Origin of the sequence: Paenarthrobacter sp. TA1.8, from assembly GCF_048595705.1 — a bacterium.
Taxonomy (GTDB): Bacteria; Actinomycetota; Actinomycetes; order Actinomycetales; family Micrococcaceae; genus Arthrobacter; species Arthrobacter nitroguajacolicus.
Window position 1 is genome coordinate 2,281,778 of the sequence record NZ_CP184287.1, and the last position, 25,961, is coordinate 2,307,738.

21 protein-coding genes are annotated in these 25,961 nt (G+C 61.9%); 12 read left to right on the forward strand and 9 right to left on the reverse strand.

Annotation, left to right across the window (positions count from 1 at the left end; genetic code table 11):
- Nucleotides 1-23: 23 nt before the first annotated feature.
- Both iolB and ACNAOT_RS10535 read right to left on the reverse strand, forming a co-directional pair.
- Nucleotides 24-917: a 5-deoxy-glucuronate isomerase gene (gene iolB, locus ACNAOT_RS10530; RefSeq protein ID WP_420180997.1), complete on the reverse strand. Its 894-nt coding sequence runs from the start codon at nucleotides 915-917 to the stop codon at nucleotides 24-26.
- Between the two features lie 44 nt (nucleotides 918-961).
- Nucleotides 962-1,702, reverse strand: coding sequence for a GntR family transcriptional regulator (locus tag ACNAOT_RS10535; protein ID WP_017199821.1), 741 nt, complete (start codon nucleotides 1,700-1,702; stop codon nucleotides 962-964).
- 168 nt (nucleotides 1,703-1,870) lie between these two features.
- Between ACNAOT_RS10535 and ACNAOT_RS10540 the strand changes: the two genes are divergently transcribed.
- From ACNAOT_RS10540 to ACNAOT_RS10560, 5 genes are all read left to right on the forward strand, one after another.
- Nucleotides 1,871-2,296, forward strand: a complete 426-nt coding sequence (locus ACNAOT_RS10540; protein ID WP_420180998.1) for a ChaB family protein — start codon at nucleotides 1,871-1,873, stop codon at nucleotides 2,294-2,296.
- Nucleotides 2,297-2,446: 150 nt separating this feature from the next.
- Entirely contained in the window at nucleotides 2,447-3,469 is a 1,023-nt protein-coding gene (locus ACNAOT_RS10545) for a 3-oxoacyl-ACP synthase III (RefSeq protein ID WP_091467199.1), read from the forward strand.
- Entirely contained in the window at nucleotides 3,463-6,171 is a 2,709-nt protein-coding gene (locus tag ACNAOT_RS10550) for an alpha/beta fold hydrolase (protein ID WP_420180999.1), read from the forward strand. The genes ACNAOT_RS10545 and ACNAOT_RS10550 overlap by 7 nt, the downstream gene beginning before the upstream one ends.
- On the forward strand, nucleotides 6,168-7,148 hold the full coding sequence (locus ACNAOT_RS10555; RefSeq protein WP_420181000.1) for an NAD-dependent epimerase/dehydratase family protein: 981 nt from the start codon (nucleotides 6,168-6,170) through the stop codon (nucleotides 7,146-7,148). Before ACNAOT_RS10550 ends, ACNAOT_RS10555 begins: the two co-directional genes overlap by 4 nt.
- Nucleotides 7,149-7,286: 138 nt before the next feature.
- Entirely contained in the window at nucleotides 7,287-8,759 is a 1,473-nt protein-coding gene (locus tag ACNAOT_RS10560) for an APC family permease (protein ID WP_420181001.1), read from the forward strand.
- A 7-nt stretch (nucleotides 8,760-8,766) separates the two neighbouring features.
- Here ACNAOT_RS10560 and ACNAOT_RS10565 read toward each other — a convergent pair whose 3' ends face one another.
- Nucleotides 8,767-9,579 (reverse strand): MBL fold metallo-hydrolase, encoded by an 813-nt coding sequence (locus ACNAOT_RS10565; protein WP_420181002.1) that lies wholly within the window; start codon nucleotides 9,577-9,579, stop codon nucleotides 8,767-8,769.
- A 120-nt stretch (nucleotides 9,580-9,699) separates the two neighbouring features.
- Between ACNAOT_RS10565 and ACNAOT_RS10570 the strand changes: the two genes are divergently transcribed.
- Both ACNAOT_RS10570 and ACNAOT_RS10575 read left to right on the forward strand, forming a co-directional pair.
- On the forward strand, nucleotides 9,700-9,906 hold the full coding sequence (locus ACNAOT_RS10570) for a DUF2945 domain-containing protein (protein WP_420181003.1): 207 nt from the start codon (nucleotides 9,700-9,702) through the stop codon (nucleotides 9,904-9,906).
- Nucleotides 9,907-9,910: 4 nt separating this feature from the next.
- Nucleotides 9,911-11,107, forward strand: coding sequence for an NAD(P)/FAD-dependent oxidoreductase (locus tag ACNAOT_RS10575; RefSeq protein WP_420181004.1), 1,197 nt, complete (start codon nucleotides 9,911-9,913; stop codon nucleotides 11,105-11,107).
- Between the two features lie 67 nt (nucleotides 11,108-11,174).
- Here the strand turns inward: ACNAOT_RS10575 and ACNAOT_RS10580 are convergent, their stop codons facing one another.
- Nucleotides 11,175-11,378 (reverse strand): cold-shock protein, encoded by a 204-nt coding sequence (locus tag ACNAOT_RS10580; RefSeq protein ID WP_014921815.1) that lies wholly within the window; start codon nucleotides 11,376-11,378, stop codon nucleotides 11,175-11,177.
- Nucleotides 11,379-11,589: 211 nt separating this feature from the next.
- Complete coding sequence (locus tag ACNAOT_RS10585) at nucleotides 11,590-12,792, reverse strand: cation:proton antiporter (protein ID WP_420181005.1); 1,203 nt, start codon at nucleotides 12,790-12,792, stop codon at nucleotides 11,590-11,592.
- Between the two features lie 210 nt (nucleotides 12,793-13,002).
- Here ACNAOT_RS10585 and ACNAOT_RS10590 point away from each other — a divergent pair, with 210 nt between their 5' ends.
- Complete coding sequence (locus ACNAOT_RS10590; RefSeq protein WP_178993865.1) at nucleotides 13,003-13,611, forward strand: dihydrofolate reductase family protein; 609 nt, start codon at nucleotides 13,003-13,005, stop codon at nucleotides 13,609-13,611.
- Between the two features lie 27 nt (nucleotides 13,612-13,638).
- On the opposite strand, the gene ligD is transcribed toward ACNAOT_RS10590, so the two are convergent.
- Entirely contained in the window at nucleotides 13,639-14,883 is a 1,245-nt protein-coding gene (gene ligD / locus ACNAOT_RS10595; protein WP_364304934.1) for a non-homologous end-joining DNA ligase, read from the reverse strand.
- Nucleotides 14,884-15,208: 325 nt separating this feature from the next.
- Between ligD and ACNAOT_RS10600 the strand changes: the two genes are divergently transcribed.
- Nucleotides 15,209-15,559 (forward strand): DUF3846 domain-containing protein, encoded by a 351-nt coding sequence (locus tag ACNAOT_RS10600; protein ID WP_420181006.1) that lies wholly within the window; start codon nucleotides 15,209-15,211, stop codon nucleotides 15,557-15,559.
- Nucleotides 15,560-15,646: 87 nt separating this feature from the next.
- Nucleotides 15,647-17,395, forward strand: coding sequence for a pyruvate dehydrogenase (locus ACNAOT_RS10605; RefSeq protein WP_364304938.1), 1,749 nt, complete (start codon nucleotides 15,647-15,649; stop codon nucleotides 17,393-17,395).
- Here ACNAOT_RS10605 and uvrA read toward each other — a convergent pair whose 3' ends face one another.
- The gene (gene uvrA, locus ACNAOT_RS10610; RefSeq protein ID WP_420181007.1) at nucleotides 17,396-19,933 is read right to left on the reverse strand and encodes an excinuclease ABC subunit UvrA; all 2,538 of its coding nucleotides are present in this window, start codon (nucleotides 19,931-19,933) and stop codon (nucleotides 17,396-17,398) included.
- 159 nt (nucleotides 19,934-20,092) lie between these two features.
- On the opposite strand from uvrA, the gene ACNAOT_RS10615 reads away from it, so the two are divergent.
- The gene (locus ACNAOT_RS10615; RefSeq protein ID WP_420181008.1) at nucleotides 20,093-21,631 is read left to right on the forward strand and encodes a hypothetical protein; all 1,539 of its coding nucleotides are present in this window, start codon (nucleotides 20,093-20,095) and stop codon (nucleotides 21,629-21,631) included.
- Here the strand turns inward: ACNAOT_RS10615 and ACNAOT_RS10620 are convergent.
- Nucleotides 21,628-22,875, reverse strand: coding sequence for a M20 family metallo-hydrolase (locus ACNAOT_RS10620; RefSeq protein WP_420181009.1), 1,248 nt, complete (start codon nucleotides 22,873-22,875; stop codon nucleotides 21,628-21,630). The genes ACNAOT_RS10615 and ACNAOT_RS10620 overlap by 4 nt on opposite strands.
- 9 nt (nucleotides 22,876-22,884) lie before the next feature.
- Complete coding sequence (locus ACNAOT_RS10625; protein WP_420181010.1) at nucleotides 22,885-24,588, reverse strand: amidohydrolase; 1,704 nt, start codon at nucleotides 24,586-24,588, stop codon at nucleotides 22,885-22,887.
- 137 nt (nucleotides 24,589-24,725) lie between these two features.
- Between ACNAOT_RS10625 and ACNAOT_RS10630 the strand changes: the two genes are divergently transcribed.
- On the forward strand, nucleotides 24,726-25,958 hold the full coding sequence (locus tag ACNAOT_RS10630) for a helix-turn-helix domain-containing protein (protein WP_420181011.1): 1,233 nt from the start codon (nucleotides 24,726-24,728) through the stop codon (nucleotides 25,956-25,958).
- The last annotated feature ends 3 nt before the right edge of the window (nucleotides 25,959-25,961 follow it).

A 25,961-nucleotide genomic window follows, 5' to 3' on the forward strand; every position in this document is an offset into this window, starting at 1 on the left:
AAGGGGCACTTTCGTGTCGTGAGCTAGGCGCCGAACGGCAGCCGGGCGTCGATGTCCTGGCCTTCCCAGCTCTGCCGTACCCAACCATGGTGGGGGTCGTCGCTGATCAACCATTCGCGAACGGGCCCAGGGCCCGCCATGACGTTCAGGTAGTACATGTCGTAGCCTGGTGCTGCCATGGCGGGGCCGTGCCAACCATAGGGGACCAGGACGACGTCGCCGGTCCTGACTTCGGCGGAAACGTCGATGGGACGCTCGTCCGAGGCGTAGACCCGTTGGTAGCCGATTGCGTCGGCGTCTGCCGGTGCACCTGAGCCGACGGCTACCTGTGTCTCGAAGTAATAGATCTCTTCAAGGTGGGTTTCGCCGTCCTTTTCCTCATCGTGCTTGTGTGGGGGATAGGAGGACCAGTTCCCGGCGGGAGTAATGACCTCGCACACGATAAAGCGGTCGGCCTCCAGTGCTGCCGGGGTACCGAAGTTGTGTACCTGCCGCGAACAGTTACCGGCGCCCCGGAGTTCCACGGGCGTCTCGGCAGCAGTGACGAGGCGGGTCGGGTAGGCGGTCTGCGCAGGGGCGGTTGCGATGGCAACACGCCCGCCGTCGTCCGAGCTGATGCTGACGGACTTTCCGGTACCGGAGTACAGGATGTCGCTGGGTCCGTGGAACACGGAGGCCCGGCCCTCAAGGGCATGATCGACGCCGTCGACGGTTACGGTGAAGGCGCCGCTGAGGGGCACCACAATGCGTTCCTCACCAACAGCAGGAAGCTCGACGGCGGCGCCCGCTGGAATGGTGGCGACCTTGAGGCCCGTGTGTTCCCAGCCATCAATGGCAATGGTGGAATCAGAAGTGCCGAGCGAGATGTCCCACACGCCGTCGGCGGCGGAACCCAAGGGGTAAACCCAATTCGTCATGGAAGGGGAGTCCTTTGTATTAGCTGCTAGTTGTTTTGGCCGAATCAGCGCTGTACGAGTGTCATTTCAAAGCTGTAGGAATCGGCGCGGTAGACGTGGTGGCCGGTTTCCACATGCCGGCCGGTGTCGTCCACAGCCGTGCGTTCCATGGTGACCAAGGCGGAATTGACTTCGGTCTCAAGGAGTGGTGCCTGGTAGTCATTGGCGATCATGGCGCCGATACGTTGCGTGGCCAGACGGAAGTTGACGCCGCCACGGCGCAGGATTGAGTAGAGTCCCTCTGCCGCAAGCATGGCTTCGTCCATGGTGGCGATGTCATCCCGCACCCAGTTCTCCATCAGGGCCAGTGGTTTGCCCCCAACTTTACGAAGACGCGTGAAGTGGTAGACCTTGGAGCCAGCGGGCAGCTCAAGCGCAGCGAGGGTGGCGGCGTCGGCTTCCTCGTGGGAAAAGCTGAGCACTGTAGTTGTGGGCTTCTTGCCATTATTGGTGAGATCGTCAAAAAGGCTGGAAAGTTCCAAGGGTCGACGGACCTGGCTGGATACCACTTGGGTACCTACCCCGCGTTTGCGAACCAGGAGACCGGAGCGGACCAACTCGTCCATGGCCTTACGCATGGTTGGCCTGGACAGGTTGAGCTGGGCTGCGAGGTCGATTTCGTTCTCAAGGCGACTGCCGGGTTCCAATACTCCGCTGTGGATGGCGGCCTCGATACCCTGTACAACTTGGTGGTAGAGAGGCACAGGAGAAGAACGGTCGATGTTAAGACCAAGTTTTGTAACCACTGGAATACCCCGGGTTTCAGGCGCAACCTCTTGCCTCCTGGCGGATGCTCAAGGTATGTAGCCATTTGTTCGCTTGATAGGACATACTTTCTCCCTCGATGGTAGCAGTGAACTTTCGATGGTCAAATGGTTTATGTCAGAGCACAAGACGTCGGGAGGATGAGTGCCATGCCGAAGACCGGAAGAAACGATCACGCCCGCAAGGGTGAGTTGCCGTCCACCTTGCAGCGCTCGGACCAGAAGGCCCAAGACACTTTCGCCAAGACCTACGATTCGGCCATGGAGTCCTATGACAATGATCCGAGTCGGGCTGCCCGCACGGCTTTTGCGGCTCTGAAGCACAGTTACGAAAAGGTGGGCGACCACTGGGAGCCCAAAGAGGAACGCGGACCTTCCGATGCCCACGCCGAGGAGGGCGTGGATTCAGCCAAGCCCACGGCCGGGGGTGTGGATGCCAATGCTTCCAAAGAGCACCTCTACCGGCGGGCGCGGGAATTGAATATCAAGGGTCGCTCGAAAATGGACAAGAAAGAGCTGGTGGAACCACTGCAGAAGGCCAACGACGCCGCAACGCGAAAGGCTCGGGAAGGCTAGCCCCCGGTCATCCCGCCTGGTCTTGGGTCGGTCCGACATGCGCCAAATATGCAGGAACCGGTTCACACCGGCATAGTTAACGTCTTGGGGTTGCACTTTATGGGTACAGTCACCGCATGAAGGCAGGACAGAAACGAACAGGGGCTTAACTTGGCAGGGAATGCGACCTTCCGGCACAGCAACACCGCGCTGCTCTCGGTGAGCAGCGTCGAGGCTCCGAGGATAGTGAGCTCCACGGATTTCGACCGGAGATTGGCTTCGACCCTGCAGCGGCTGAAGTTTCCACCGCGATTGCTCGAGCGCGTTGCCGGCATCACGCACCGCCGCTGGTGGGCGGCAGGGACATCGTTCGATGACGCTGCGGTGGAGGCGGGCGCAAAAGCCTTGGCTGAAGCCGGCGTCGAAGCCTCGGAAATCGGCTTGCTGATCAACACCTCGGTTACCAGGCGCAACCTTGAGCCGTCCGTGGCGGTCAAAATCCACCACGAACTCGGCCTGCCGTCGTCGGCCATGAACTTTGACTTGGCCAACGCCTGCCTCGGATTCGTGAACGGCTTGATCCTGGCGGCCAACATGATCGACTCGGGCCAGATCCGGTATGCGGTCATCGTCAACGGAGAGGACGCGCAGGGCACCCAAGAGGCTACGCTGGCGCGACTCCAGAGGCCTGAGACCACGCGCGAAGACTTCAACCGGGAGTTTGCCACGTTGACCCTTGGGTCCGGGGCCGCCGCGGCCGTCCTGGGCCCGGTGGACGAGCACCCGGGAGCACACCGGCTTGTGGGCGGCGTGATGCGTGCCGGCACGGAACACCACGAATTGTGCGTTGGCGGTATCGATGGCATGTCCACCGATACCAAGGGCTTGCTCGACGGCGGCCTGCAGCTTGTGGTGGACGCTTGGCATGAAGCCCAGCCTGAATGGGACTGGGCCAGCATGGACCGCTACGTCACTCACCAGGTCAGTAACGCCTACACCCAGGCGATCATCAATGCCATCGACTTGGACCCGGACAAGGTTCCCATTACGTTCCCGCACTGGGGCAATGTGGGGCCAGCATCGCTCCCCATGACGCTCGCCGCCCAGGCGCAGTCATTGACCTCGGGTGACCGGGTCCTGTGCATGGGCGTGGGCTCGGGACTGAATGCCGGAATGGTGGAAATCGTTTGGTAGCCACCAACTGGCCCGGTGTGGACCCGGAATGGTCGCGGACAATCCGTGTAGTTTCCACGTCGGAGGTGGACGCGCCGGGCTCTGTTCGCCGCTGGCATGTGCTGGATAACGGTGCCCAGCTCGCACGCCGTGGCCTGACTCCGCTCGGGACTTTGCTGTGCGTGCATGGCAACCCCACTTGGTCTTATTTATGGCGGACGCTGTTGAGCGCTGGTGGAGACGCCGCGCATCCGTGGCGGGTCGTAGCTGTGGACCAGCTGGACATGGGCTATTCAGAGCGCACCGGAACATTCCGTCGCCTGGCTGACAGGATCAATGACCTGGGTGATCTCACAGATGCGTTGGGCCTGGAGGGGCCGGTTGTGACGGTGGGCCACGACTGGGGTGGCGTGATCAGCACAGGCTGGGCGCTGGAGCACCCTCAGCTCGTCAGGGGTGTGGTGCTGACTAATACTGCCGTCCATCAGCCTTCGGATTCGCCCATCCCGTCGGCACTGCGGCTCGCCTTGCACCCCGCCGTGCACCGGTGGGGCACCACGACGTCGGACGCCTTCCTGCGCGTGACGCACTCGCTGGCAACCCCGCAGCTGCCGGCCGACGTAGGAAGGGCTTTCATGGCCCCCTACCGCGGAGCCGGACGCCGGGCAGGGGTGGGGAATTTTGTTGCGGATATCCCCGCGGATGCGGACCATCCCAGCTTTTCTGCGCTGACCCGTGTAGCGGAAGGCCTGCGCGGGCTGAAGGCGCCGGTCCTGATGCTCTGGGGCCCCAAGGATCCGATATTTTCCGATCGGTACCTCAAAGATCTCATCGGCCGGCTTCCGCACGCAGACGTCCATCGCTTCGAAGGAGCAGGACACCTCTTGCCGGAGGACCGGGACATTGCCACGCCTGTTTTTGACTGGCTTGCTGTACATGGTGCCGTCATCAGTGGCGACGATTCCCAAGTGGCCGTTGCTACTGTCGGCGGAGAGCCGGTCAAGGATGTGTCCGGAGAGAAGGATCCAGCGTTCCGTCCACTGTGGGACTCGCTGCGCGAGCTGGCTGCTGGTCCGGGAAAGCACGGCATCGCTGTGGCCGAAATGTCGCCCGACGGCAGCGTGAGTCGGGCGCTCAGTTGGCAACAGCTGGACCGGAACATCCGCGATTTGGCCGATGGCCTGCGGGAAGTCGGTGTAGGGGGCGGTAGCCGGGTGAGCCTGATGGTCCCGCCCGGCACTGAGCTCACCGTGGCACTCTACGCCTGCCTGAAATTGGGCGCGGTAGTAGTGGTGGCCGACGCCGGACTGGGAACCAAAGGCATGAGCCGCGCCGTGAAGGGTGCCACTGCCGACTTCCTCATTGGCATCGACAAGGCACTTGCGGCAGCCTCGGTGCTCGGCTGGCCGGGGCGGCGCATCAGCGTGCAGGACCTCCCCGCCACCCGCCGTCGAATCCTGGGGGTTGAGACCTCGCTCGCGGCCTTGGGGCGGCGTGGAGCAACAGGCGACGCCGGGCGCGGCGGTGAGGTGCCAAGGACGAGTGTGGACCCGGCTGCCCCCGCCGCTGTCCTGTTCACCTCCGGCTCCACTGGCCCCGCTAAGGGCGTGCTGTACACCCACGGGCAGCTGGCCGCGATGCGGGATACGGTTGCCGCGACTTTTGGAATCCGTGCCGGTGCCCGCCTTGTAGCGGGCTTCGCCCCCTTTGCTTTACTGGGTCCGGCGCTCGGAGCAGTTTCGGTGACCCCGGCCATGGACGTTACTGCGCCCCGCACCTTGACTGCCCGGGCACTGGCAGACGCTGTCGCCGCCATCGACGCTACCGTGGTCTTCGCCTCGCCCGCAGCGTTGCGTAATGTCATTACTACCCGGGATGACCTGAGCGGGACAGGGCGCATTGCTCTTCAAAACATTGAGCTGCTCCTGTCCGCAGGCGCGCCCGTCCCTGAGCGGCTCCTGGCACAGGTGCAGCAGTTGATGCCCCAAGCGTCCCTGCATACTCCCTACGGGATGACGGAGGCGCTTCCGGTCACGGACATCAGCCTGGAAGAAATTCAAGCGGCGGAAGCCGACGCGGCTGCCGGGACCGTGATCGGAGCCGGGAACGGGGTTTGCGTGGGGAAGCCGGTACACGGAGCCGATCTGGCTGTTGTTCCGTTGGCGGCGGATGGAACCGCAACCGGATCGAACCTTGTGACAGAGGCGGGGGTCACCGGCGAAATCCTGGTCAGCGCGCCGCACGTCAAGGAGGCCTATGACAGGCTCTGGCTGACCCAACGGGAGAGTGCCGGCGTTACCGGATGGCACCGCACGGGCGACGTGGGACACTTCGACGCCGCTGGCCGACTGTGGGTGGAGGGACGCCTTGCCCATGTTGTGACGGCACCAGGGACTGTGGTGACGCCAGTCGGGGCAGAACAATCCATCGAACGCCTGGACGGCGTACGGGTGGCTGCCATCGCCGGGGTTGGACCGTCGGGAACCCAAGCGGTGGTTGCGGTGGTGGAGACCGCGCCTCCCGTTCCCAAAGCCGGCCCCGCCGGGCCGCAACTCGCGGGGCGTGTCCGACGCGCGGCCTCCGAAGCCGGGGTCGATGTCAGTGCCGTGCTGGTGGTCCCCGCGCAGCCCACCGACATCCGGCACAATGCCAAGATCGACAGGACCCGCCTGGCCCGCTGGGCTTCACGAGTGCTGGCTGGCGGACGTCCGGGGAAGCCATGAGGGTTCTGGTCACCGGTTCCAGCGGGCTCCTGGGAGGGGAAGTTGCACGGCAATTGCTTCGCCAAGGCCATGCCGTCGCAACCTTTCAGCGCCGCCCGTCGGGCGTGGACGGTGCGGAGGACTTCTGCGGTTCCATTGACGATGTTGCGGCTCTCCGCAACGCAGTCGCCGGGGCGGAAGGGATCATCCACCTCGCCGCCAAAGTGTCCATCACAGGGCGCACGGCCGAGTTTGAGGCAGTGAATGTGGAGGGAACCCGCCGGTTGCTTCATGAGGCCCGGACGGCGGGGGTGCGGGACGTCGTATATGTTTCGTCTCCGTCGGTGGCCCACTCCGGCGCCGCCATCGTGGGATTGGGGGCGGAGCAGGCTGACCCACGTCATGCGCGGGGCGACTATGCCCGTACCAAGGCCGCGGCAGAATTGCTGGCCCTCGCGGCGGATCGACCGGAATTCCGGGTGGCAGCAGTGCGGCCCCACATTGTGTGGGGCCCCGGCGACACCCAGTTGGTGGAACGCGTCCTGGCTCGCGCCAGTCGCAGTCGTCTGCCATTGCTCGACGCCGGCGCTGCCCTGATCGATACGACTTATGTGGACAACGCCGCGTCCGCCATCGTTGCTGCGCTGCGCCGGATGGAGCACGTCCACGGCAAGGCCGTGGTGGTGAGCAATGGTGAGCCCCGGCCCATCGGCGAGCTGCTGGCCGGCATCTGCTCAGCGGGTGGCGTGGCCCCGCCGTCGTGGTCTGTGCCGGGCGGTGCGGCACGGGCAGTCGGAGCAGTAGTGGAAAAACTCTGGACCTGGGCGGGGCGCAAAGAGGAACCGCCGATGACCAGGTTCCTCGCCGAACAGCTCTCCACCGCGCATTGGTTCGACCAGCGAGTGACCCGTGACCTCCTCGACTGGGCACCTGCTGTCTCGATTGATGAAGGACTGGCCAGGCTGGCCGAATACTACGGTTCGAGTATCCGGACATAGGGAAACAGGCCGGGTTTGGAAGAGCGGTTCTGCCTTTTCACCGGATCAGTGTTGCCAAACCCTAACCGCAGGATCAAAGTGAGATAAATCAGATCACTTACATGGTCCGGGGGGCCGTGTACGGGCCGGGGGTGGACCATGAGCACCACGTCAGACAACGCCTTGGAAGCAACGCCTGCAGGTGAGGAACCAGAGCTAAAACGCGTGCTGGGCCCCAAACTTCTCCTGCTCTTTATTGTCGGCGACATTCTTGGGGCCGGGGTCTATGCGGTTACCGGGACCATGGCAGGGACCGTTGGTGGCATCGTCTGGTTGCCCTTCCTGCTCGCCTTTGTCGTCGCCACCCTCACCGCGTTTTCCTACCTTGAGCTTGTGACGCAATACCCTCAGGCAGCAGGCGCCGCGCTTTATACGCATAAGGCCTTCGGGATCCATTTCGTCACGTTCCTCGTGGCGTTCGCTGTTGTTTGCTCCGGCATCACCAGCGCGTCGACATCCGCCAATGTCCTTGCCCAGAACTTTTTTGGCGGCTTGGAGGTCAACGGCTGGATGGATGTGCCGGACCGTGGTGTGATCACGGCCGTGGCATTGGGCTTCATGCTCCTGCTTGCGGTGATCAACCTGCGCGGCGTGGGGGAAAGCGTTAAGTTCAACGTCATACTCACCGCCGTTGAGGTGCTTGCACTGTGCGTGGTGATCGGGGTTGGCTTCTTCGTGATGGCCCAGGGAACCGGCAATGTCCAGGAGATCTTCGTTTTTACCGACTATCAGGACAAGGGGCTGTTCCTTGCGGTCACGGCAGCTACGTCCATTGCATTTTTTGCCATGGTGGGCTTCGAGGACTCCGTGAACATGGTTGAGGAAACCAGGAATCCCGAGCGGATTTTCCCCCGCACCATGTTGACTGGCCTCGGCATCGCAGTGATCCTCTACATGCTGGTGGCTGTGTCCGTGGTGAGTGTGCTGACCCCGGCAGAGCTGGGGGAGATCAGGGAAGCTGAAGGTGCGGCGCTCCTGGAAGTGGTGCACAAGGGATCACCGGATTTCCCCATCGACAAGATCTTTCCCTTCCTCGCAGTGTTCGCAGTGGCCAACACTGCGTTGATCAACATGTTGATGGCCAGCCGGCTGATTTATGGCATGGCACGCCAGCACGTTTTGCCCCGCTCCTTGGGAAGAGTATTGCCGGGTCGTCGTTCGCCATGGGCTGGCATCGCGTTCTCTACCGTCCTTGCCATGGGGCTGATTTGGTACGTCAGCATCGACCCCTCAAGCAACATCGTGGCCAATCTTTCCGGGACCACGGCGTTCCTCCTGCTGTGCGTGTTCACGCTGGTAAACGTCGCCTGCGTCGTTCTCCGTCGAAAGCGGGACCCCCACCGGAAGGTGTTCTTCACTTCCCCGGGACAACTGCCGTTGGTAGCAGCCGTACTGTGTGCCTTCCTCGCTGGTCCATGGGTGGGCAGGAACCCCGTCCAGTACCAAGTGGCTGGCGGCCTCATGGCCATCGGCGTGGTGCTGTGGTTCATCACCTGGCTGATCACCAGGAAGACCAACACCAGAGGGGGAGAACCAGCCCGAGCGCAGGCGGACCAGCCACCGGAGGAATAACCCGGAATCAGGTCAGGTGGTCGAAGTCTCCCCGCGTCCATGCTGCGTGCCGTTGGGCTGAGTCGTGCAGTACGCCTTTCGCTCCGGAGTCGATGACGTTGTTGAAGTTGCCGTAGATCCGGTCGAACGTCAGCATTTCCAGTTGAGCTGCAATACGTAATGCCACTGCGCCGGAGAGAGGTAAGCGATTGGGATAACTGCGCATGAAGGCGACCGTGCGACGATCGGGATTGGGAAACACGGTGTCGCCGGTCAGCAGGACCCCTTTGCCGCCGGCTCCTGCTGCCCAGTGCGCCACCGCACTGCCTGGGAAATGCCCACCCGTCTGATGCAGGACCAATCCATCGGCGATTGTTGTGCTGCCAGACCAGTAGTTAACACTTGGGTCGCTGCGGCCGAGCCATTCGCGGTCGGCCTCCGCGACCAGGACCGGGACGTTGCCAAGACGGCGCGACCATTCCACCTGAACGCCGAACATGTGCGGGTGGCTGGCGGCGATAGCTGCAACGGGGCCGTGTTCGAGGACCGCTGCCACAGCATTGTCATCGACGTAACCCACGGGATCCCACAGCAGCGAGCCCTTGGGCGTCACCACGAGCTGGGCAGTCTGCCCGATACCGGTTTTGGGCTCGGTGCTGACTGCTATGAGGCCGGGTTCATTTTGCTCCAGCACGATCTTCCGCCCGGCACCAGCCAGTTCGTCCAGAGTGAGCCACTGCTGTCCGTCCTCGGGCACGTATTGCCGTTCGTCGGCGCAGATGGTACAAACGTCCGGCGTAGGCTCGTCGCGTTCCACGGCGCAGGTTGCGCAGATCAGCATCAGGAATCCTTTCCTCGGCACTTTGTATCCGGCCGCCCCGGCGGGTATCGCCAAATGATCATCATGCTTACTATTGTGGGGCAGTCGAAGTCGGAGAGGGCCACCACACTAGGAGCGGACATGGCACTGAGCAAGGGAACACACGTGGAGTGGAACACCCCGCAGGGCAAGACGCACGGAAAGATCGTGGAAAAGAAAACCAGTGACTTTGTACTGGATGGCAACAAACATGTGGCCAGCGAGGACGAGCCGCAGTACGTAGTGGAGTCAGAGAAGACCGGTGCCAGGGCAGCGCACAAGGGCTCCGCATTGACTGAAAAGAGCTAGTGGCATGGCACCGCAACACGAGGTAGTCATCATCGGCGGCGGTAATGCAGGTGTGTCACTGGCTGCCCGCTTGAAGCGATATGGCGTCAAGGACATCGCCCTCATCGAGCCCAAGGAGCATCATCTGTACCAGCCCTTGTTCTCGCATATCGCCGGTGGCCGGGCCCAGGTCAAAGAAGCAGTCCGAAGCCAGGAGTCCGTGACGCCCAAGGGCGTCGCGTGGATCAAGGACAGGGCCGTCAACGTGGATGCTGATGCCAACTCAGTGACGCTGGCCTCCGGTTCCACAGTGACCTACGGACATCTTGTTGTGTGCCCGGGGCTGCAGTACGACTGGGATGCCATACCGGGGCTGTCTGAAGCGGTGCAATCGCCGTACGGTTCCTCTCATTACGAGTTCGAGCTTGCGCCGAAACTCTGGACCCTCTTGAGCACTATGAAGTCGGGCACCGTCATCTTCACCATGCCTTCGGGACCTGTGAAATGCGGCGGGGCCAGCCAGAAACCGATGTACTTGGCCTGTGACTACTGGATGGAACAAGGCGTGCTGGAGAACATCCGGGTTGTCATGGTCCAGCCTCATCCCACAGTTTTCGGAATTCCCGAGGTAGACCGGGAGCTTGACCGTAAGATTGCCGAGTACGGAATCGAACTGAGGACAAACAGCGAATTGGTGGCGGTGAATCCCGCCGGACGCACGGCCACTATTCGAAACAATGCGGACCACACGTCGGAGGACTTGCCATACGATGTCCTCAACGCCGTCCCTCCCCAGTCTGCACCGGATTGGCTCAAAACCACGGACTTGCCAGCAGTAGGGGACCAGTACGGTTTTGTGGAGGTGGACACGCAGACGCTGCGCCACCCCAGGTACCCCAATGTCTGGTCGCTGGGCGACGCTGCAGGAACCACCAACTCCAAAGCCGGCGGTGCGCTACGCAAGCAGACCAAGGTTCTGGCAAAAAATCTGCTCTCGGCCCGCAAAGGCAAACCGCTCAGCCAGAAGTACAACGGATACTCCGTATGTCCGTTCACCGTTTCGCGGAGCACCGTGGTATTCGCCGAGTTCGACCCCCAATACCGGCCCATGCCAACCATCCCAAAGGTTCCCACCTGGAAGGAAAGCAGGCTCTCCTGGTGGGTGGACCGTGATATGTTCCCGCAGGTTTACTGGCACCTGATCCTCAAAGGCCGCGCGTAGGACACCAAGAGACCGGTCCGGCCTATTGGCCGGACCGGTCTCTGTTAGTGAATCTGGTGTTGTGAACCTAGGCGGGCTGGATGTTCTCCGCCTGTGGACCTTTGGGACCCTGCGTGATATCGAATTGGACCTTCTGGTTCTCCTCCAGCGAGCGGTATCCGCTCGACGTAATCGCTGAGTAGTGAGCAAACACGTCGGGGCCTCCATCGTCCGGGGCGATGAATCCGAAACCCTTTTCAGCGTTAAACCATTTAACTGTTCCTGTTGCCATGCCTTTATTTCCTTCACCCGGTCGCTGGTCGGTCCCGCTGGTCGGTTTGCCGTCCCTGCCACTCACGATACGAGCCTATGGGCCGGTTCTGCTTGGGGCAACACATTTGCGGAGACGCTTAGGCATCGGTGGGAAGAACGTCCGACGGCGGGAGGGCGCCGTCGTCTGCTTGTTGCCTTTGCCGGGGCTGCTTCAGGGCAGCCGGGTTGGGTCACGCTTTCGGTGGGAGCAGCGTACGGTCTGCCGTTTCTGTGCGGCCTAGTGCGCGAAGTGCCAGCAGCGGAAACAGGAGTACCGAGAGCATCCCTGCGCCTACGAGTGCCGAGGAAATTCCACTGCTGATGAACCCATGCTCCCGGCCAATGGTTGTCACGGCAACGATGATTGGCAAAGCTGTGGCCCCGAACAGCATGAGGGCCCGTTTGTCCGCTCGGGTGGAGCCGGGAGGCGCGGCGAGCAGTGACGGGAGGCCTCGGATGATCAGCAACAGGGCAAGGAACAGCGGGACCATGGCCAGGGTCACGGGACTGGAGGTCAAGGCGCCCAGATCGAAATCAATGCCGGTATCGATGAAGAAGATGGGCACCAGGAAGCCAAAGGCGACGGCGTCGATCTTCGTCTCAATGACCTTCCGGTCTACTTCAGGAGCGCGCGCGATGGTGACTTTCCAGAGGACCCCGGCGGCGAAGGCACCGAGCAGCATATCGAGTCCCAGGACCATGCTGAGCACTACCAGCCCGCTAAGAATCAACAGGATGGAACGCATGGCGAATTGGCTGCTGGTATGCAGTGTGGCTGTGACTTGGGCATGGAACAACGTGTGCCGCGCCTGGGAAGCAAGATAGATTGCCACACCAGTCAGGAGAACGAAGCCGAGCAGGACACCTGATGCCGCGCCCAGTTGTTTGCCACTGAAGAACAGCGAGATAGCAATCAACGGTCCAAACTCGCCGGCTGCACCCAAGGCGGTTACGGCCACACCGATCGGCGACTTGGAAACGCCGGCGTCCCGGAGGATAGGCAGCAAAGTGCCTAAAGCCGTGGAGCACAAGGCAACCCCGATAATCACGGCGGCCTCCGGTGAGGGGACCAGGACGAAACCGGCCCCAATGCCTGCGGCCAGGGAAATGACCCAGCCTGCGGAAGCGCGGTAAATGGGACGGCCGCGGATTGCCGTGAAATCGATCTCGTTGCCCGCTACGAAAAACAACATGGCCAGCCCGAAGTCAGCCAGAGTATCTGTGAAGGCGGTGGATTGCACCCATCCCAGGAGGCTGGGACCGAACAGGATGCCAAGAACAATTTCAAAGACAACGATCGGCACTTTGACCCAACGGTCAAGGAGCCGGGTGGCAATCGGTGCTACCACAGCCAGGACGGCGATGAGGACCAGTGACGTGGACAAGCCTTGCATCGGCAGTGCCTCCGGTACCTCGGCTGCTTCAAGGAAAAGTACTCCAAAGCTACCGCCAGCTCTCCCCGTGCGCCAGAAGTCCTTCGCCGAAAGTCCTGGCCCTGAACCACCCGATCCGGGTTCCGCAGGGAACGGTGAAGCAGCATACTGATTCGAGGAAGACGCCACAGCACCGCGGCATCCGGCCGGGGCCAGAAGAAGGAGTGCACCGTGGGAATCCTCACCGCTAACCTGTTCGTTACGCTTGACGGCGTCTACCAGGCACCCGGAGGCCCTGAAGAAGACAGGGGCGGTGGCTTCGAATTCGGAGGCTGGCAGGCAGCATATTTTGACGACGAGACAGGCGAAGCCATCGGGGCGGGGATTGACCGCATGGACGCCTTGTTGCTTGGACGAAAAACCTACGACATCTTTGCGGGGTTCTGGCCGCATCAGGAAGACCACATCGGTGAGACGTTCAACGCCTTGCCCAAGTTTGTCGTCTCACAAACACTGACCCGCCCGGAATGGGAAGGCACCACTGCACTTGCGGAAGTCTCGGAGCTGTCGGAAGTGAAGGAGCGGTTCCTGGATATCCACATGTTCGGCAGCGGACACCTTATTCGCTCGCTCCTGGAGGCTGACCTTCTCGACCGACTCAACCTTTTCCTTTACCCGCTCACCTTTGGCTCGGGAAAGCGGTTGTTTGCCGACGGCTCGGGAGTCCCGGCGGCATTCCGTTTTGCGCAACCACCGCGGGCGTTCCCGAAAGGAGCGGTACTGCTCTCCTACGAGCGTGCCGGTGCGCCGATTACGGGCATCACCATCGGTCAGGACTAGCCGCGCGTCTTCAGGTTTTGGGCAGCGTCAGGAAGCTGGCCGGCCGGGCCATTCCTTGCCCGCCCATGGGTCATAATCTGCGATGAGTTTCTCTTGGGGCGGGCGCCTGTCTTCAGGGATGTGCTGAAGGTTTACCCGCACCCGATACCAAAGGGAACTCGATCCCCGCATCCCGTCGACAAGGACGTCGGCAGGGTGCAGCAGGGAAACAACGTCAGCGTACCGGGCCTTCCACTCATCGAGTGCTGCCTCGGCCTCGGGCTTGGTCTTGGTGCGGGCCACCTCGATCAGCGGCATCGTTGACATCCGGCGACCCGAGCCGTCGCCGCTCCTGGGCGCCTTCTCGGCCGGGCCCAGCTCGGCAGCCAGCGAAAGAAGCCCATCCAGCGAGCCGGCCGCGTCGTCGATTCCCGCGTGGGGGTCGCCAAGATCCGAGAAACGCTCGGGTACTGAGTGGACTGTGAACTGTTCCGGGCGGGCGGAGCGCACCTCATTCCACGTGAGCGGGGTAGAGACGCGGGCGTCGGGACGGGAACGGACAGAGTAAGCCGAAGCTACGGTGCGGTCCTTGGCGTTCTGGTTGAAGTCAACGAATACGCTCTCCCCACGCTCTTCCTTCCACCATTTGGCGGTTGCCAGCCCGGGAGCACGGTTTTCCACTTCACGGGCAAGGGTCTCGGCGGCGAGCCGCACATCGCGATAAGACCACTGCGGTGCTATTCGGACCAGGATATGGAGCCCCCGGGAGCCGCTTGTCTTTGGCCACCCCACCAGCCCGACATCATCCAGGACATCCTGTGCAACGTAGGCGGTGTCCACAATCCGGGACCAGTCGACGCCGGGCATAGGGTCCAAATCCACCCGCAGTTCGTCCGGGTGGTCAAGATCCTCCGCACGCACAGGGTGCGGGTTGAGGTCCAAGCATCCGAGATTCACCACCCACGCCAAGCCTGCGGCATCGCGGATGACCGTCTCCTCGGCGGAGGTGCCGGACGAGTAGTGGAGAGTTGCTGTGTCAATGAAGCCAGGATGGTTTTCAGGGACGCGCTTCTGGAAGAACGGTTCTGCGTCGATGCCCTTGGGAAAGCGCTTTAGCACCATCGGACGGCCGCCGGCACCGCGTAGGGCCCCCTCTGCCACTGCGAGGTAGTAGTTCACCAGATCGAGCTTCGTCAGCCCGGGCTCGGGAAACACCACCTTGTCCGGATTGGAGATGCGGACCTCGCTGCCGGCAATGTCGAGGATCTCGGCCGGGGACTTCGACGGGTTCATGCGGCCACGCTAGCAACCAATAGCCCTCCCAGCCAGAGCCACGTTCAACGAAAAGGCATAAAAGGACTCCAACCTGGAGGCAAAAATTCTGCAACTGGCTTTAAAAATATAAGTAGGTATGGTGTTGTCATAACGAAAATAAAGAGGAGTGCAAAATGTCCGGTAAATCACCCAACGGCGCCAAGTCGAAGAAGTCGGGGAAGACTATTCTGGAAAAGCGGGCCGAAAAAAGGGCAAAAGCTGAGGGCAGCGAAAACCTCTTGTCCAAACCGAGGAAAACCCAGCGGTAGGGCGGCCGCCAGCAGCAGAAACGGAAATTCAAAACATGCGGAAATTAGTCTCTGCGCTCATTATTCCTGCGCGCCTTAATGAGCAAGTGCGAGTGGAACGCATTGAGGCCGCCATGGCAATACAACAGTCACTCGTGGAGGGAAATGTTGAAGCAATATCCGGCCGTGGCTGGCACGTTCTCCTGAACGACCAGGCAATTCACATTCCTTTGCCTCTGAACCCGCGTGCCGAGGTCTTGATACGGGAAGCGGGCACTCCAATGGACCACACCGTTAGTGGCACTGCCGTTTTCCTCGGTCACGGCAGCAGCGGGACCGCCGCAGACGTGCCGAGCCATCTGTTGAGTCTGGCGGAGCGCCTGTTCGAGACCCGCCTGGCAGCTTAACCAGAGGGCCTTCACAGGTGGGGACGGGACGGGCCGACTATATTGGCCCTGTCAGCCCAACACCACCATTGAGGGAGCCTGCACACTATGGCCAAGGAACTTGCCACCCAACTCATCGAACAACTCCAGGCTGCCGGCGTGCAGCGGATCTACGGAATCGTTGGCGACAGCCTTAATCCAATTGTGGACGCCGTCCGGCAAACTGGAGGCTCCAAGAAGGGCGGCATCGACTGGATCCATGTGCGCCATGAGGAGGCGGCCGCATTTGCTGCCGCTGCAGAGGCTCAGTTGACGGGAAAATTGGCGGTCTGCGCGGGCTCATGCGGACCCGGAAATCTGCACCTGATCAATGGGCTGTACGACGCCAACCGCACCGGAGCCCCGGTGCTTGCCATCGCTTCGCACATCCCCAGCAAGCAGATTGGCAGCGGGTTCTTCCAGGAAACTCATCCGGACCGGCTCTTCAACGAGTGCTCCGTGTATTCGGAGATGATTAGTACGGCCGAGCAAGCACCGCGGGTCATGCACAGCGCCATCCAGAACGCTGTTGGCCTCGGGGGAGTCGCAGTTGTCACCCTTCCCGGCGACATCGCCGGCCTTGAAGCTACGGCACCGACCCCTATGCCGGCCGCATTTCGTCCGGCGGCCCTGGTGCCTGATCCAGCCAGCGTCAGGGAACTCGCTGACGCCATTAACGACGCCGGTAAGGTGGCTATTTTCGCCGGTGCCGGCGTCGAAGGCTCGCATGACGAACTGATCGCCCTGGCGGAATTGATAAACGCACCAATAGGCCACTCCCTGAGGGGCAAGGACTTCGTCCAGTACGACAACCCTTTTGACATCGGAATGACCGGGCTGCTCGGTTATGGAGCTGCGGCCGAGGGTATCGAAGACGCGGATCTGCTGATCCTGCTCGGCACTGACTTTCCCTACGACCAGTTCCTGCCGGACACCCGCACGGCCCAGGTTGACAGGGCCGCACAGCGGCTGGGGAGGCGGACCGACGTCGACATAGCAGTCCATGGCGACGTACGCCCCACCTTGACGGCTTTGCTGCCTTTGGTGACGCCGAAGAAGAGCCGACGTTTCCTTGACCAGATGCTGAAGAAGCATGACCGCCTGATGAACAAAGCCGTGGGCGCCTACACGCGCAAAGTAGAGAAAAAGCAGCCGATCCACCCCGAATACGCGGCCTCGCTCCTGGACCAGGTTGCAGCGGAAGACGCCATCTTCACGGCCGACACCGGCATGTGCAACGTCTGGACTGCGCGTTACATCAACCCGCTGGGCACCCGTCGGCTGATCGGCTCGTTCCTCCACGGATCCATGGCGAACGCCCTTCCGCACGCCATTGGTGCGCAGGTGGCCTATCCCGGGCGACAGGTGGTTTCCGTGTCGGGCGACGGTGGCTTATCCATGTTGATGGGCGAACTCATTACAGTCGCCGCACACAAGCTACCCGTGAATGTGGTGGTGTTCAACAACTCCACGCTCGGCATGGTCAAGCTCGAAATGTTGGTAGACGGGCTGCCCGACTTCGGAGTGGACGTTCCGGACGCCAACTACGCAGAGGTGGCCAAAGCACTGGGGTTCCATGCCGTGCGCGTCACGGATCCGGCGGACATCGAGGCAGCGTACCGGGCAGCGTTTGCGCACCCCGGCCCGTCCTTGGTGGAGCTCATCACCGACCCCAATGCCCTGTCCATCCCGCCGAAAATTTCGGGGTCGCAGGTTATTGGATTCGCTACAGCCATGTCCAAGGTGGTTCTTAACCGCGGCGCCGGGGAGGCTGTCAGCATGGCGCGAAGCAACCTGCGGAACATTCCTCGGCGGTAGTTACCTCCGCCGGGTAACAGCAGCGAGGTAGGGCGCTGTCCGGCTTGTTCGGGAACGCGCGACGACGGCTGGCGGGCCTGCGACCATGATCTCGCCGCCGGCGTCGCCACCGCCGGGACCCAAATCGATCACCCAGTCGGCGCCTGCTACGACGTCCATCTCGTGTTCCACCACGATGACCGTGTTTCCGGCGTCCACCAGCTTGTGCAACTGGGCCATCAGGAGTTGGACGTCGGCCGGGTGTAATCCAGTAGTGGGCTCATCCAGCAGATAAAGGGTGTGGCCACGCTGGATGCGCTGCAGCTCGGTGGCGAGTTTGATGCGCTGGGCCTCGCCGCCGGAAAGCTCGGTGGCCGGCTGGCCCAGGCGGAGGTATCCCAAGCCCACCTCGCGAAGGGTTTGGAGACTGCGGGCAACGCCGGGAAGATCAGCCAGGAATTCGGAAGCCGCGTTCACTGTCATGCCCAGGACGTCGGCAATATTGTGTCCACGGTAGGTGACTTCCAGGGTTTCGGGATTGAACCGCGACCCGTGGCATTCGGGGCAGGGCCCGTAACTCCCGGGGAGGAACAGTAGTTCCACTGCCACGAATCCTTCTCCCTGGCAGGTCTCGCAACGGCCGCCGGCCACATTGAAGGAGAACCGGCCGGCCCCGAAGCCACGGGCACGGGCTTCCTCAGTGGCTGCGAACTCCTTCCGGACTCCGTCAAAGAGCCCGGTGTAGGTGGCCAGGTTGGAGCGAGGGGTCCGCCCGATGGGCTTCTGGTCCACCTTGACGAGCCGGTCGAGCTGGTGGAGCCCGGACACCAGGCCCACAGTGTTCGCCTCGTGCGCAGCGTCTCCTTCGGGGTGCAGCTCGGCCCCGACAACCTCGGCGAGAACGTGGCTGACCAAGGAAGACTTACCCGAGCCGGACACGCCAGTCACCGCCGTGAGCACGCCTAACGGGAACTCAGCCTCCAAGTCCCGAAGGTTGTGACGGTTAATGTTCTGAAGCTTGAGCCACTCCTTCGGCTGGCGGGGTTCTTTTGATGGACGGGTCTCCTTGGGTGGATTTGGGTTGTGGCTGTCAGGGAACAGGAACGGCCGCGTGATGGAATCCTGTACGTCAGCAAGTCCAGCCACGGGACCGCTGTAAAGGACCTGCCCTCCGCCATCACCGGCGCGGGGTCCGACATCGACAAGCCAATCGGCTGCCTTAACGAAGTCCATGTTGTGCTCCACCACGAACACAGAGTTGCCTGAGCTCTTGAGCTGGTCCAGCACAGCGAGGAGCGGCTCGGCATCGGCCGGGTGCAGTCCTGCAGATGGTTCATCAAGCACGTATATGACGCCGAAAAGCCCGGAACGCAGCTGTGTGGCGATCCTGAGGCGTTGCATCTCGCCGGGAGAGAGCGTTGGTGTTGGACGACCCAGCGCGAGGTAACCCAGGCCCAGATCCAAAAGTACCGTGACCCGGTTTAGTAGGTCGCGGGTGATGGCGACAGCTACCTCGTTGGTTTCACCGGAGGTCCCGGTCCGTGAGGCTGTGCCGGCGGCCGTCAATTCCGTGGTGGGGCGGATGATGTTGGCCAGGTCGGTCATCGGCAGCGCGTTGAGCTCAGCGATGGTCTTGCCGGCGAAGGTCACAGCCAGTGCTTCCGGCCGGAGCCCGCTGCCGCCGCACTGCGGGCAGCGCCCGCTTTCCATGAAGCGCAGCACCCTGTCACGCATCGTGGTGCTTTTCGAGTCTGCAAGGGTGTGGAGCACATAGCTTTTGGCGCTCCAGAACCGGCCCTTGTAGGGCTTGGCGACGCGGTCCCGTTGCGGCGTTACTTCCACTACGGGCTGTTCTTCGGTGAAGAGGATCCAGTCGCGGTCCTTCCTGGGGAGCTTCCTCCATGGCGTGTCGACGTCGTAACCAAGATGCGTGAGGATGTCGCGGAGATTCTTGCCTTGCCAAGCCCCGGGCCACGCGGCGATGGCACCCTCACGGATGCTGAGGGACGGGTCGGGAACCAAGGACTCTTCCGTGACCCTGTGGGCGACGCCCAGTCCGTGGCACTCGGGGCAAGCACCGGCGGAAGTGTTGGGGGAGAAGGCGTCGGAATCCAATGGCCGCGCCCCTTCCGGATAGCTCCCGGCTCGTGAGAAGAGCATTCGCAGGGAATTGGACAGCGTAGTCAGAGTGCCAACGCTGGAACGGGCGGTGGCCGTTCCCCGGCGCTGTTGGAGGGCGACGGCGGGTGGCAGCCCTGTGATCGCTTCCACCCTGGGATTGTGGCCCTGTTGGATGAGGCGCCGCGCGTACGGGGCCACGGACTCGAAGTAGCGGCGCTGGGCTTCGGCAAAGATCGTGCCGAACGCCAGGGACGATTTCCCGGATCCTGAAACCCCCGTGAAGGCGACAATTGCATCACGGGGCACGTCCACGTCCACGTTACGGAGGTTGTTCTCGCGGGCTCCTCGGACCCTGACGAACCCATCCTCAGTGTCGGCAGACTGTGCTGACCCTTGGGTGGAAGCTTGGTGCCGGGCAATTGTCAGTTTGCTGTCCATTGGAACGACTCTATCTGGCGCCAGTAACCAACGCGATTCGCTGTGGCCATGTGGGGAACTTGCCAGGCGGTCCCATAACCTTTTGTCCGGGGGGCTTCGCGCTGCCTTGAAAGTTTCATTGTGAATCTTTCGCTTGATTGTCTCGTTGGGGGAAGACTCGTGATCAGAAAAATAGTGTCCGCCTGGTTCCTCGCGGCAACTCTGGCGGCGTCGTCGCTGGTGTTTGCGGTTCCAGCAGAGGCAGGCCCGCAGGTGTACAACCCCTGTCAGCGGCTCAGTGCCGGGCAGGTGAAGTTCCCGTCATACGCGGCCAATCGTGTCACGTTCGCCACTGCGACAGACCGCTCACAGTCGGCTGTTGTCATCACGGGTTGTGTACGGGCGGGGAGCGGGTACGCACAGGAGTGGCAAACCACCGGGTTCGCCGGTTCCAAGGGGTTCTCGGCGCAGAACCTGGCGTGGGAAGACACTTGGAAGTCTCCCACCGGAAGCTTCAGTTTCACGGAGGCCTTGGGCCGGTCCAATCCGGGGACCGCGTTGAAGTACTACACAGTGAATCCCAATTCCCGCTGGGGAGGTGAACATGGACCCACCTATAACCAGTATTTCGAGGGGCTGGGCGGCGAATCCGACGAGAACCTTTGGACATACATGAATCAAGGGTTCTACGAGCAAGCCGCGGTGATTAACTGGAACCGGTACCCGGACATGCCTACTGTCCAGGGGGCGTCCTATGCCATCTTCTTCCACGCCGGCAACGTCCCGAGCGCTGGCTGCATTTCAACGCACTTGGGGACCGTAACCCAACTCCTGAAGACGAACCGGCCCGGTGACCGCATCATCATGGGCGCCGTGGACGACGTCTTTACTCCCTACAGCAGCTCACTGTTCGGGGCAATCACCAACAAGTACGCCGCAATCGGTGGGCCCGCCTACGCCGGTGATCCCATCAGCAACGAGATGTATGGCCTCAAAAATGGTGGAGCCGGCCAAGCTTTCCAATATGGCTCCATCTATCACTCGCCGCTGTCCGGCACCTACTTCAGCACAGGAGTGATACGCGGCAAGTGGGGTTCAACAGGCTATGAAAACGGATTCCTCGGGTACCCGGCGTCCGATGAGATACGGATGACCCGGGGAGCCTTGGGCCAGGCCTATCAGAACGGATCCATCTACTGGGGCGGCAGCACAGGGGTGCACATCAGTATGGGTGCCATCCGTGCTGCGTGGGGTGCCGCCGGGTACGAAAGAGGCTATCTCGGCTATCCAACCACGGATGAGATATCCGGCATGGCCAAAGGCGGCATCGGTCAAGCATACGAAGGTGGCTCAATCTACTCCACGCCGGCAACCGGAGCGCACGTCAGTACTGGCTTGATCCGCCGCAAATGGGCCTCCCTCGGCTACGAGGCGGGGATTTTGGGGTACCCGGTCACGGACGAAATCCGAGGCATGGTGAACGGTGGCGTCGGACAGGCGTACGAAAACGGGTCCATCTACTATTCGCCTGCCAGCGGCGCACACCTCAGCATGGGTGCGATTCGCAGCCTCTGGGCCCAGCACGGGTTCGAGAAGGGCAAGCTCGGTTACCCGATCTCCGATGAGTACGTTTCAGCCGGCACCGTCATGCAGGACTACCAGGGAGGTAGCATCAGCTGGTTCGGTTCCAGTGGCAAGGTCAGCTTCAGATCCAGCTAACCCATGTCGCCCTGGAGAAGTCGACGCGTCACCTCTGTCAGCAGCTCGACACCACGCAGCGCATCCTCGTCCCGAGTGTACTCGGCCTCATTGTGCGAGATTCCCTCCACGCTGGGAACGAACAGCATGACGGTTGGGACCACATCTTTCATGTTGGTCGAATCGTGCCCGGCTACCGTCATGATGTTCGTGTGCGTGAAGCCCAGGCGTTCAGCGCTTGCAATGCCAAGGGCAACACCTTCCGGCTGGTAGGGCACTAAGCCCCACTGATGTGTCAACTCCATGCGGACGTCCGTGCGGGATCTGTCACTGGCTTCACCTGCCCATTTCCCCAGAAGATCCACCGCCCGGGCAAGTACGTCTTCATCCGGGGACCGAAGGTCGAGGTTCATGGTGACTTGCCGTGCAATGGTGACGGGGGAATTGGGAAGGACGTACAGTTCGGACACCGAGGTGTGCAATAGGCCGGGCTCAAACTCCGCTGCCAGTTCCCGGGCGGCGGCGATGAGTAGAGCCGCACCGTAGAGGGCGTCCCGGCGATCCTCCATTCGTGTGGCACCGGTGTGTGATTGGGCACCATCGACCGTTACCCGGAACTTGCTGGCAGCCCAGGTACGGTCCACCACCCCCACCTGTGTGCCGCTCTCTTCGAGGTTCCTGCCCTGTTCAATGTGAATCTCAGCGTAGCGGGCAACGTTGGTGAGGGTTAGGGCAGAACCGTCCGGGAGGAGATGGCCACCGGCCAATGCCTTCGCCACGGTGGTTCCGCTGTGATCAGTAGTGGCCAAGGCGTCCTCGAGCGCAAGCTTCCCTGTGAAGACCGAGCTTCCCATCATGCTTGGCGCGAAACGGCTGCCTTCCTCGTTGAACCAATTAACCACAGCAATGTTGTAGACGGGGTTCACCTTTCCCGCCCGGGCTTCCGCCCCCACGATGCTGCCGGCGGTGGCTGCTGCGAGCACCCCGTACGCCCCGTCATACCTGCCAGCCAAAGGCTGGGAATCGAGGTGGGAGCCAAGCAACACATAAGGAGCTCCCGGAACCAGCTCGATGGTACCGAATTGGTTTCCGGCTTCATCCACCGTCTCGGTGTACCCATGCTGGGTCAGCCACTGCCCGAACCACCGGCGGGTGCCGTGGTCCTCGGCAGTGCCTGCCTGCCGGTCCACGCCTCCACCGTCGGTGGAGCCAAAGGAGGACATTGCCGCGAAGTCATCCAGGAAGTCGGAGTAAGTTCTGCTCATGGTGTTTCCTTAGCTGTGAGTGCTGGAAGAAGTGCTCAGCGCTGGTTCAAGTTCTTCAGTTCGGACACGTAGAGGAAACTCATCCGCACCGAAACGGATTTCCCCGCCCACCATGGTTGCCAGGACCTGGGTGGCTCCGATGGCGGAGGGGTCCACTTTGGTGGGGTCTTGGTCGAGGAACGCGAGGTCAGCCAAGTACCCACGGGACAAGCGGCCTTTCACACCCTCGGCGCCAGTAGCTGCCGCCGATCCTGTTGTATAGGCGGCCAGTGCCTCCGCGGCGGTGATCCTTTCGGCAGGACCGTAGACAGCCCCGGATGGTGTCAGCCTCTCCACGAAGGACTGCATGACATCCAAGGGGCGGCCGTTGGAGACGGGCCGGTCTGAGCTGCCAGGCAGAACCACGCCGCGTGTCAGCAGGCTCTTGCCCGGGTAGGACCACGGTGTGCGTTTCGGTCCGAGCAAGCGGGCCATCCCGTCTCCGAACTCAGTGATGAAGTGCGGTTGGGGCACCAGAACAATCCCGGCTGCTGCGATCCGGTCCAACTGCTCGGGTCGGACAACGCCTCCGTGCTCGATACGGTTGGGCAGGGCGTGACGGCCGAAGGTGTCCTGGGCTTCTGTCAGGATGTCGATAGCATGGTCGATTGCGTGGTCGCCAATCGCGTGCATGGCCACCGCCCAGCCGGAACTGTAAGCCTTGAGCGCCGTTTCGCGTAGCTTCGCCGCGTCCATCTGAAGGTAGCCATGGTTGTGGGTGCAGCCGACATATTCTTCGGTGACATAGGCGGTGCTGCCGAGCAGCGAACCGTCGCTGAAGATCTTGACGGGGCCCAACCGAAGCCAATCATCACCGAGGCCGGTACGTATACCGGTGTCCAGTCCGCTGGTCACTGAATCCGCTGCATGACCCTGCAACGGGTGCAGGGCATCGAGTACGATCATGGGCTGCATCCTGACGCTGAGGAGACCCTTGTCCTTCGCGTTCTGATAGGCCGCGAACTCTTGGGGCGAATGCCCAATCCAACCGCCCGCAATTCCAGCATCAGTGACGCTCGTGATTCCCTCCGTCAAGTAATGAGATGTGGCCAAGTCCAAGGCGCGTTCGATGGTTTCCAATGGATAGGGCAGCAGGAGGTCCTGGACGAGCCGCATGGCATTTTCTTCCAGGAGTCCTGTGGGGCGGCCATCCGGGCCTATGACCACCGCACCGCCGTCGATCCCGGCTCCAAAGTCTGCACCGTCGGCCTCAATCAGTGCCAATGCCACCCCATTGAGCGTGCAGGCGTGGCCGGACGAGTGCTTGATCCACACGGGACGCCCGCCAGCCGCGGCGTCCAGCCGGTCGCGGTCAGGTTGCTGGCCGTCGAGGAGGAGCGGGCTGAAGCCTGAGGCGACCACCCATTCATCGGGTCCCAGCGTGGCTGCGGTTTCCGCGATGACGTCGTAGACGTCCTCCAGGTTTTCCACCGTCCCGAGCCCTGCTTCCATCAGGCCCAGTCCGAACCACACACTATGTGCATGAACGTCGTTGAAGCCCGGGACGATCGTAGCGCCCGCGGCGTCAATGACCCGGGCGGCACGGGCAGCCATGCCGGCATCGGGATCGACATCGAGTACTTTGCCGTCATGAATGAGCAGGCTCTCCGCTATGGGGCTGGTGGGATCCTGCGTCAGGATGTTGGCGTTCCGGATCAGGAGATCTACGAGCATGAATCCTCTTTGATAGGGGCCCGGGATTTCCGAACGTTTGGGGCCGACTCCCATTCAACGCTGGAAAAATGGCGACTTCAATGGACAAAAGCCGTCGTCTTGCAGACAGAACTTGGGCATTTGCCTAAAATCGACGTATGGTCCCTCATTCTCCCGCAAGCGCTGGTTCCCTTTCCGCCCGCTCCCGGGTCTTCAACCCGCCACCGTCAACCGAACCGGAATGGACCGGCCTGATCGAACGCCTGTGGAAGGAGCGGGGTCTGCTGGTCGCTGACTTCCTGGAACGCTTCGCCGATATCTCCTATGGCCAAGCACTGGTACCGAAGGAGGACGTATACCGCACGGCAGAGGACACCATGGATCTCTTCTTGTTCCAGATGGCCGGCATGAAACTGCCGCCGGACCTGCAGAACCTTCCCCGTGATGTTGCGAGACGCCGGGCCAGCCAGGGCGTCCCGCTTGATGCTTTCCTGGAGGCCATACGAAATGACTTCCGTGTGCTCTGGAAGGGGCTGGAGCGAGTCGCGGGAGACTCTGGAATCGCCCTCCTGGTGGCCAATATGACTCGGGTCCTGGATACCGTGGAAGGATACGTCAGCAGTATCCAGCAGGCGTATGCCGAGGAGGAGGCCCGGCTGACCCGCAATAAGCAGCTCTACCGGCAGAGGATCTTGTCGCGCTTATTCAACGGTATGGGCTCCACCAGCGATGCTGGCATCAATAGCGATGCAGCCGCCGCAGCCGAGGTTCAAGACATGGCTGCTGCCTTGGGCGTGCAAGCCACCGACACTTTTGAAGTGTTGGGTGTAGCCGCCGGCAACATCGCTCAAGTCCAGCGCCAATTCGAGTCAGACTCCCGAGCGTTCCTGTACGAGCACGCCGGAGCCCTTTACATCTTCCGTAAGCAGCGTAAGGGCAGGACCTGGCGGGAGGCCGGACCGGATTTTCCGGCCGGGTACGTGCCGGATGTCAGGGGGCTGGCTGGAGTGCCCTCGGCCGCCACGGCCGCATTGGTACTGGCAAACCAGAGGGGTTCAGGCGTCGAATTGGCAACCGTGGAGAATACCTGGATGGCCATTGCCTCCGCGCTCCTGGAGCAAACACTCCCGGGGTTTTCTACTCACGTTGCCGAGGCCCTGAACCAGTGCACACCCCACGAACGGCAGCGACTGCTCCAGGTCGCCCGCATATATGGACGAACCGGGTCCATCAAGGGAACCTCGGAGGAGCTCTACTGCCACAGAAATACCACCGTTAACAGGCTGCACAGCCTGCAGCAAGTGATCGGCTTGGATCTCACCATCCCTGCGGAGGCGGCGCTGGCGCTGGTAGCCCTGAGTGGCTATAACGAAAAATCTGAAACATTGTGATTT

Excerpts from the sequence above, each read along its gene's own strand:
- ACNAOT_RS10625 (WP_420181010.1), bottom strand. The coding sequence starts at position 24,588 with ATGCTCGTAGATCTCCTGATCCGGAACGCCAACATCCTGACGCAGGAT.
- ACNAOT_RS10630 (WP_420181011.1), top strand. The coding sequence starts at position 24,726 with ATGGTCCCTCATTCTCCCGCAAGCGCTGGTTCCCTTTCCGCCCGCTCC.
- uvrA (WP_420181007.1), bottom strand. The coding sequence starts at position 19,933 with ATGGACAGCAAACTGACAATTGCCCGGCACCAAGCTTCCACCCAAGGG.
- ACNAOT_RS10620 (WP_420181009.1), bottom strand. The coding sequence starts at position 22,875 with ATGAGCAGAACTTACTCCGACTTCCTGGATGACTTCGCGGCAATGTCC.
- ACNAOT_RS10575 (WP_420181004.1), top strand. The coding sequence starts at position 9,911 with ATGGCACCGCAACACGAGGTAGTCATCATCGGCGGCGGTAATGCAGGT.
- ACNAOT_RS10600 (WP_420181006.1), top strand. The coding sequence starts at position 15,209 with ATGCGGAAATTAGTCTCTGCGCTCATTATTCCTGCGCGCCTTAATGAG.
- ACNAOT_RS10555 (WP_420181000.1), top strand. The coding sequence starts at position 6,168 with ATGAGGGTTCTGGTCACCGGTTCCAGCGGGCTCCTGGGAGGGGAAGTT.
- ACNAOT_RS10565 (WP_420181002.1), bottom strand. The coding sequence starts at position 9,579 with ATGCTGATCTGCGCAACCTGCGCCGTGGAACGCGACGAGCCTACGCCG.
- ACNAOT_RS10560 (WP_420181001.1), top strand. The coding sequence starts at position 7,287 with ATGAGCACCACGTCAGACAACGCCTTGGAAGCAACGCCTGCAGGTGAG.
- ACNAOT_RS10570 (WP_420181003.1), top strand. The coding sequence starts at position 9,700 with ATGGCACTGAGCAAGGGAACACACGTGGAGTGGAACACCCCGCAGGGC.
- iolB (WP_420180997.1), bottom strand. The coding sequence starts at position 917 with ATGACGAATTGGGTTTACCCCTTGGGTTCCGCCGCCGACGGCGTGTGG.
- ACNAOT_RS10540 (WP_420180998.1), top strand. The coding sequence starts at position 1,871 with ATGCCGAAGACCGGAAGAAACGATCACGCCCGCAAGGGTGAGTTGCCG.
- ligD (WP_364304934.1), bottom strand. The coding sequence starts at position 14,883 with ATGAACCCGTCGAAGTCCCCGGCCGAGATCCTCGACATTGCCGGCAGC.
- ACNAOT_RS10605 (WP_364304938.1), top strand. The coding sequence starts at position 15,647 with ATGGCCAAGGAACTTGCCACCCAACTCATCGAACAACTCCAGGCTGCC.
- ACNAOT_RS10580 (WP_014921815.1), bottom strand. The coding sequence starts at position 11,378 with ATGGCAACAGGAACAGTTAAATGGTTTAACGCTGAAAAGGGTTTCGGA.
- ACNAOT_RS10585 (WP_420181005.1), bottom strand. The coding sequence starts at position 12,792 with ATGCAAGGCTTGTCCACGTCACTGGTCCTCATCGCCGTCCTGGCTGTG.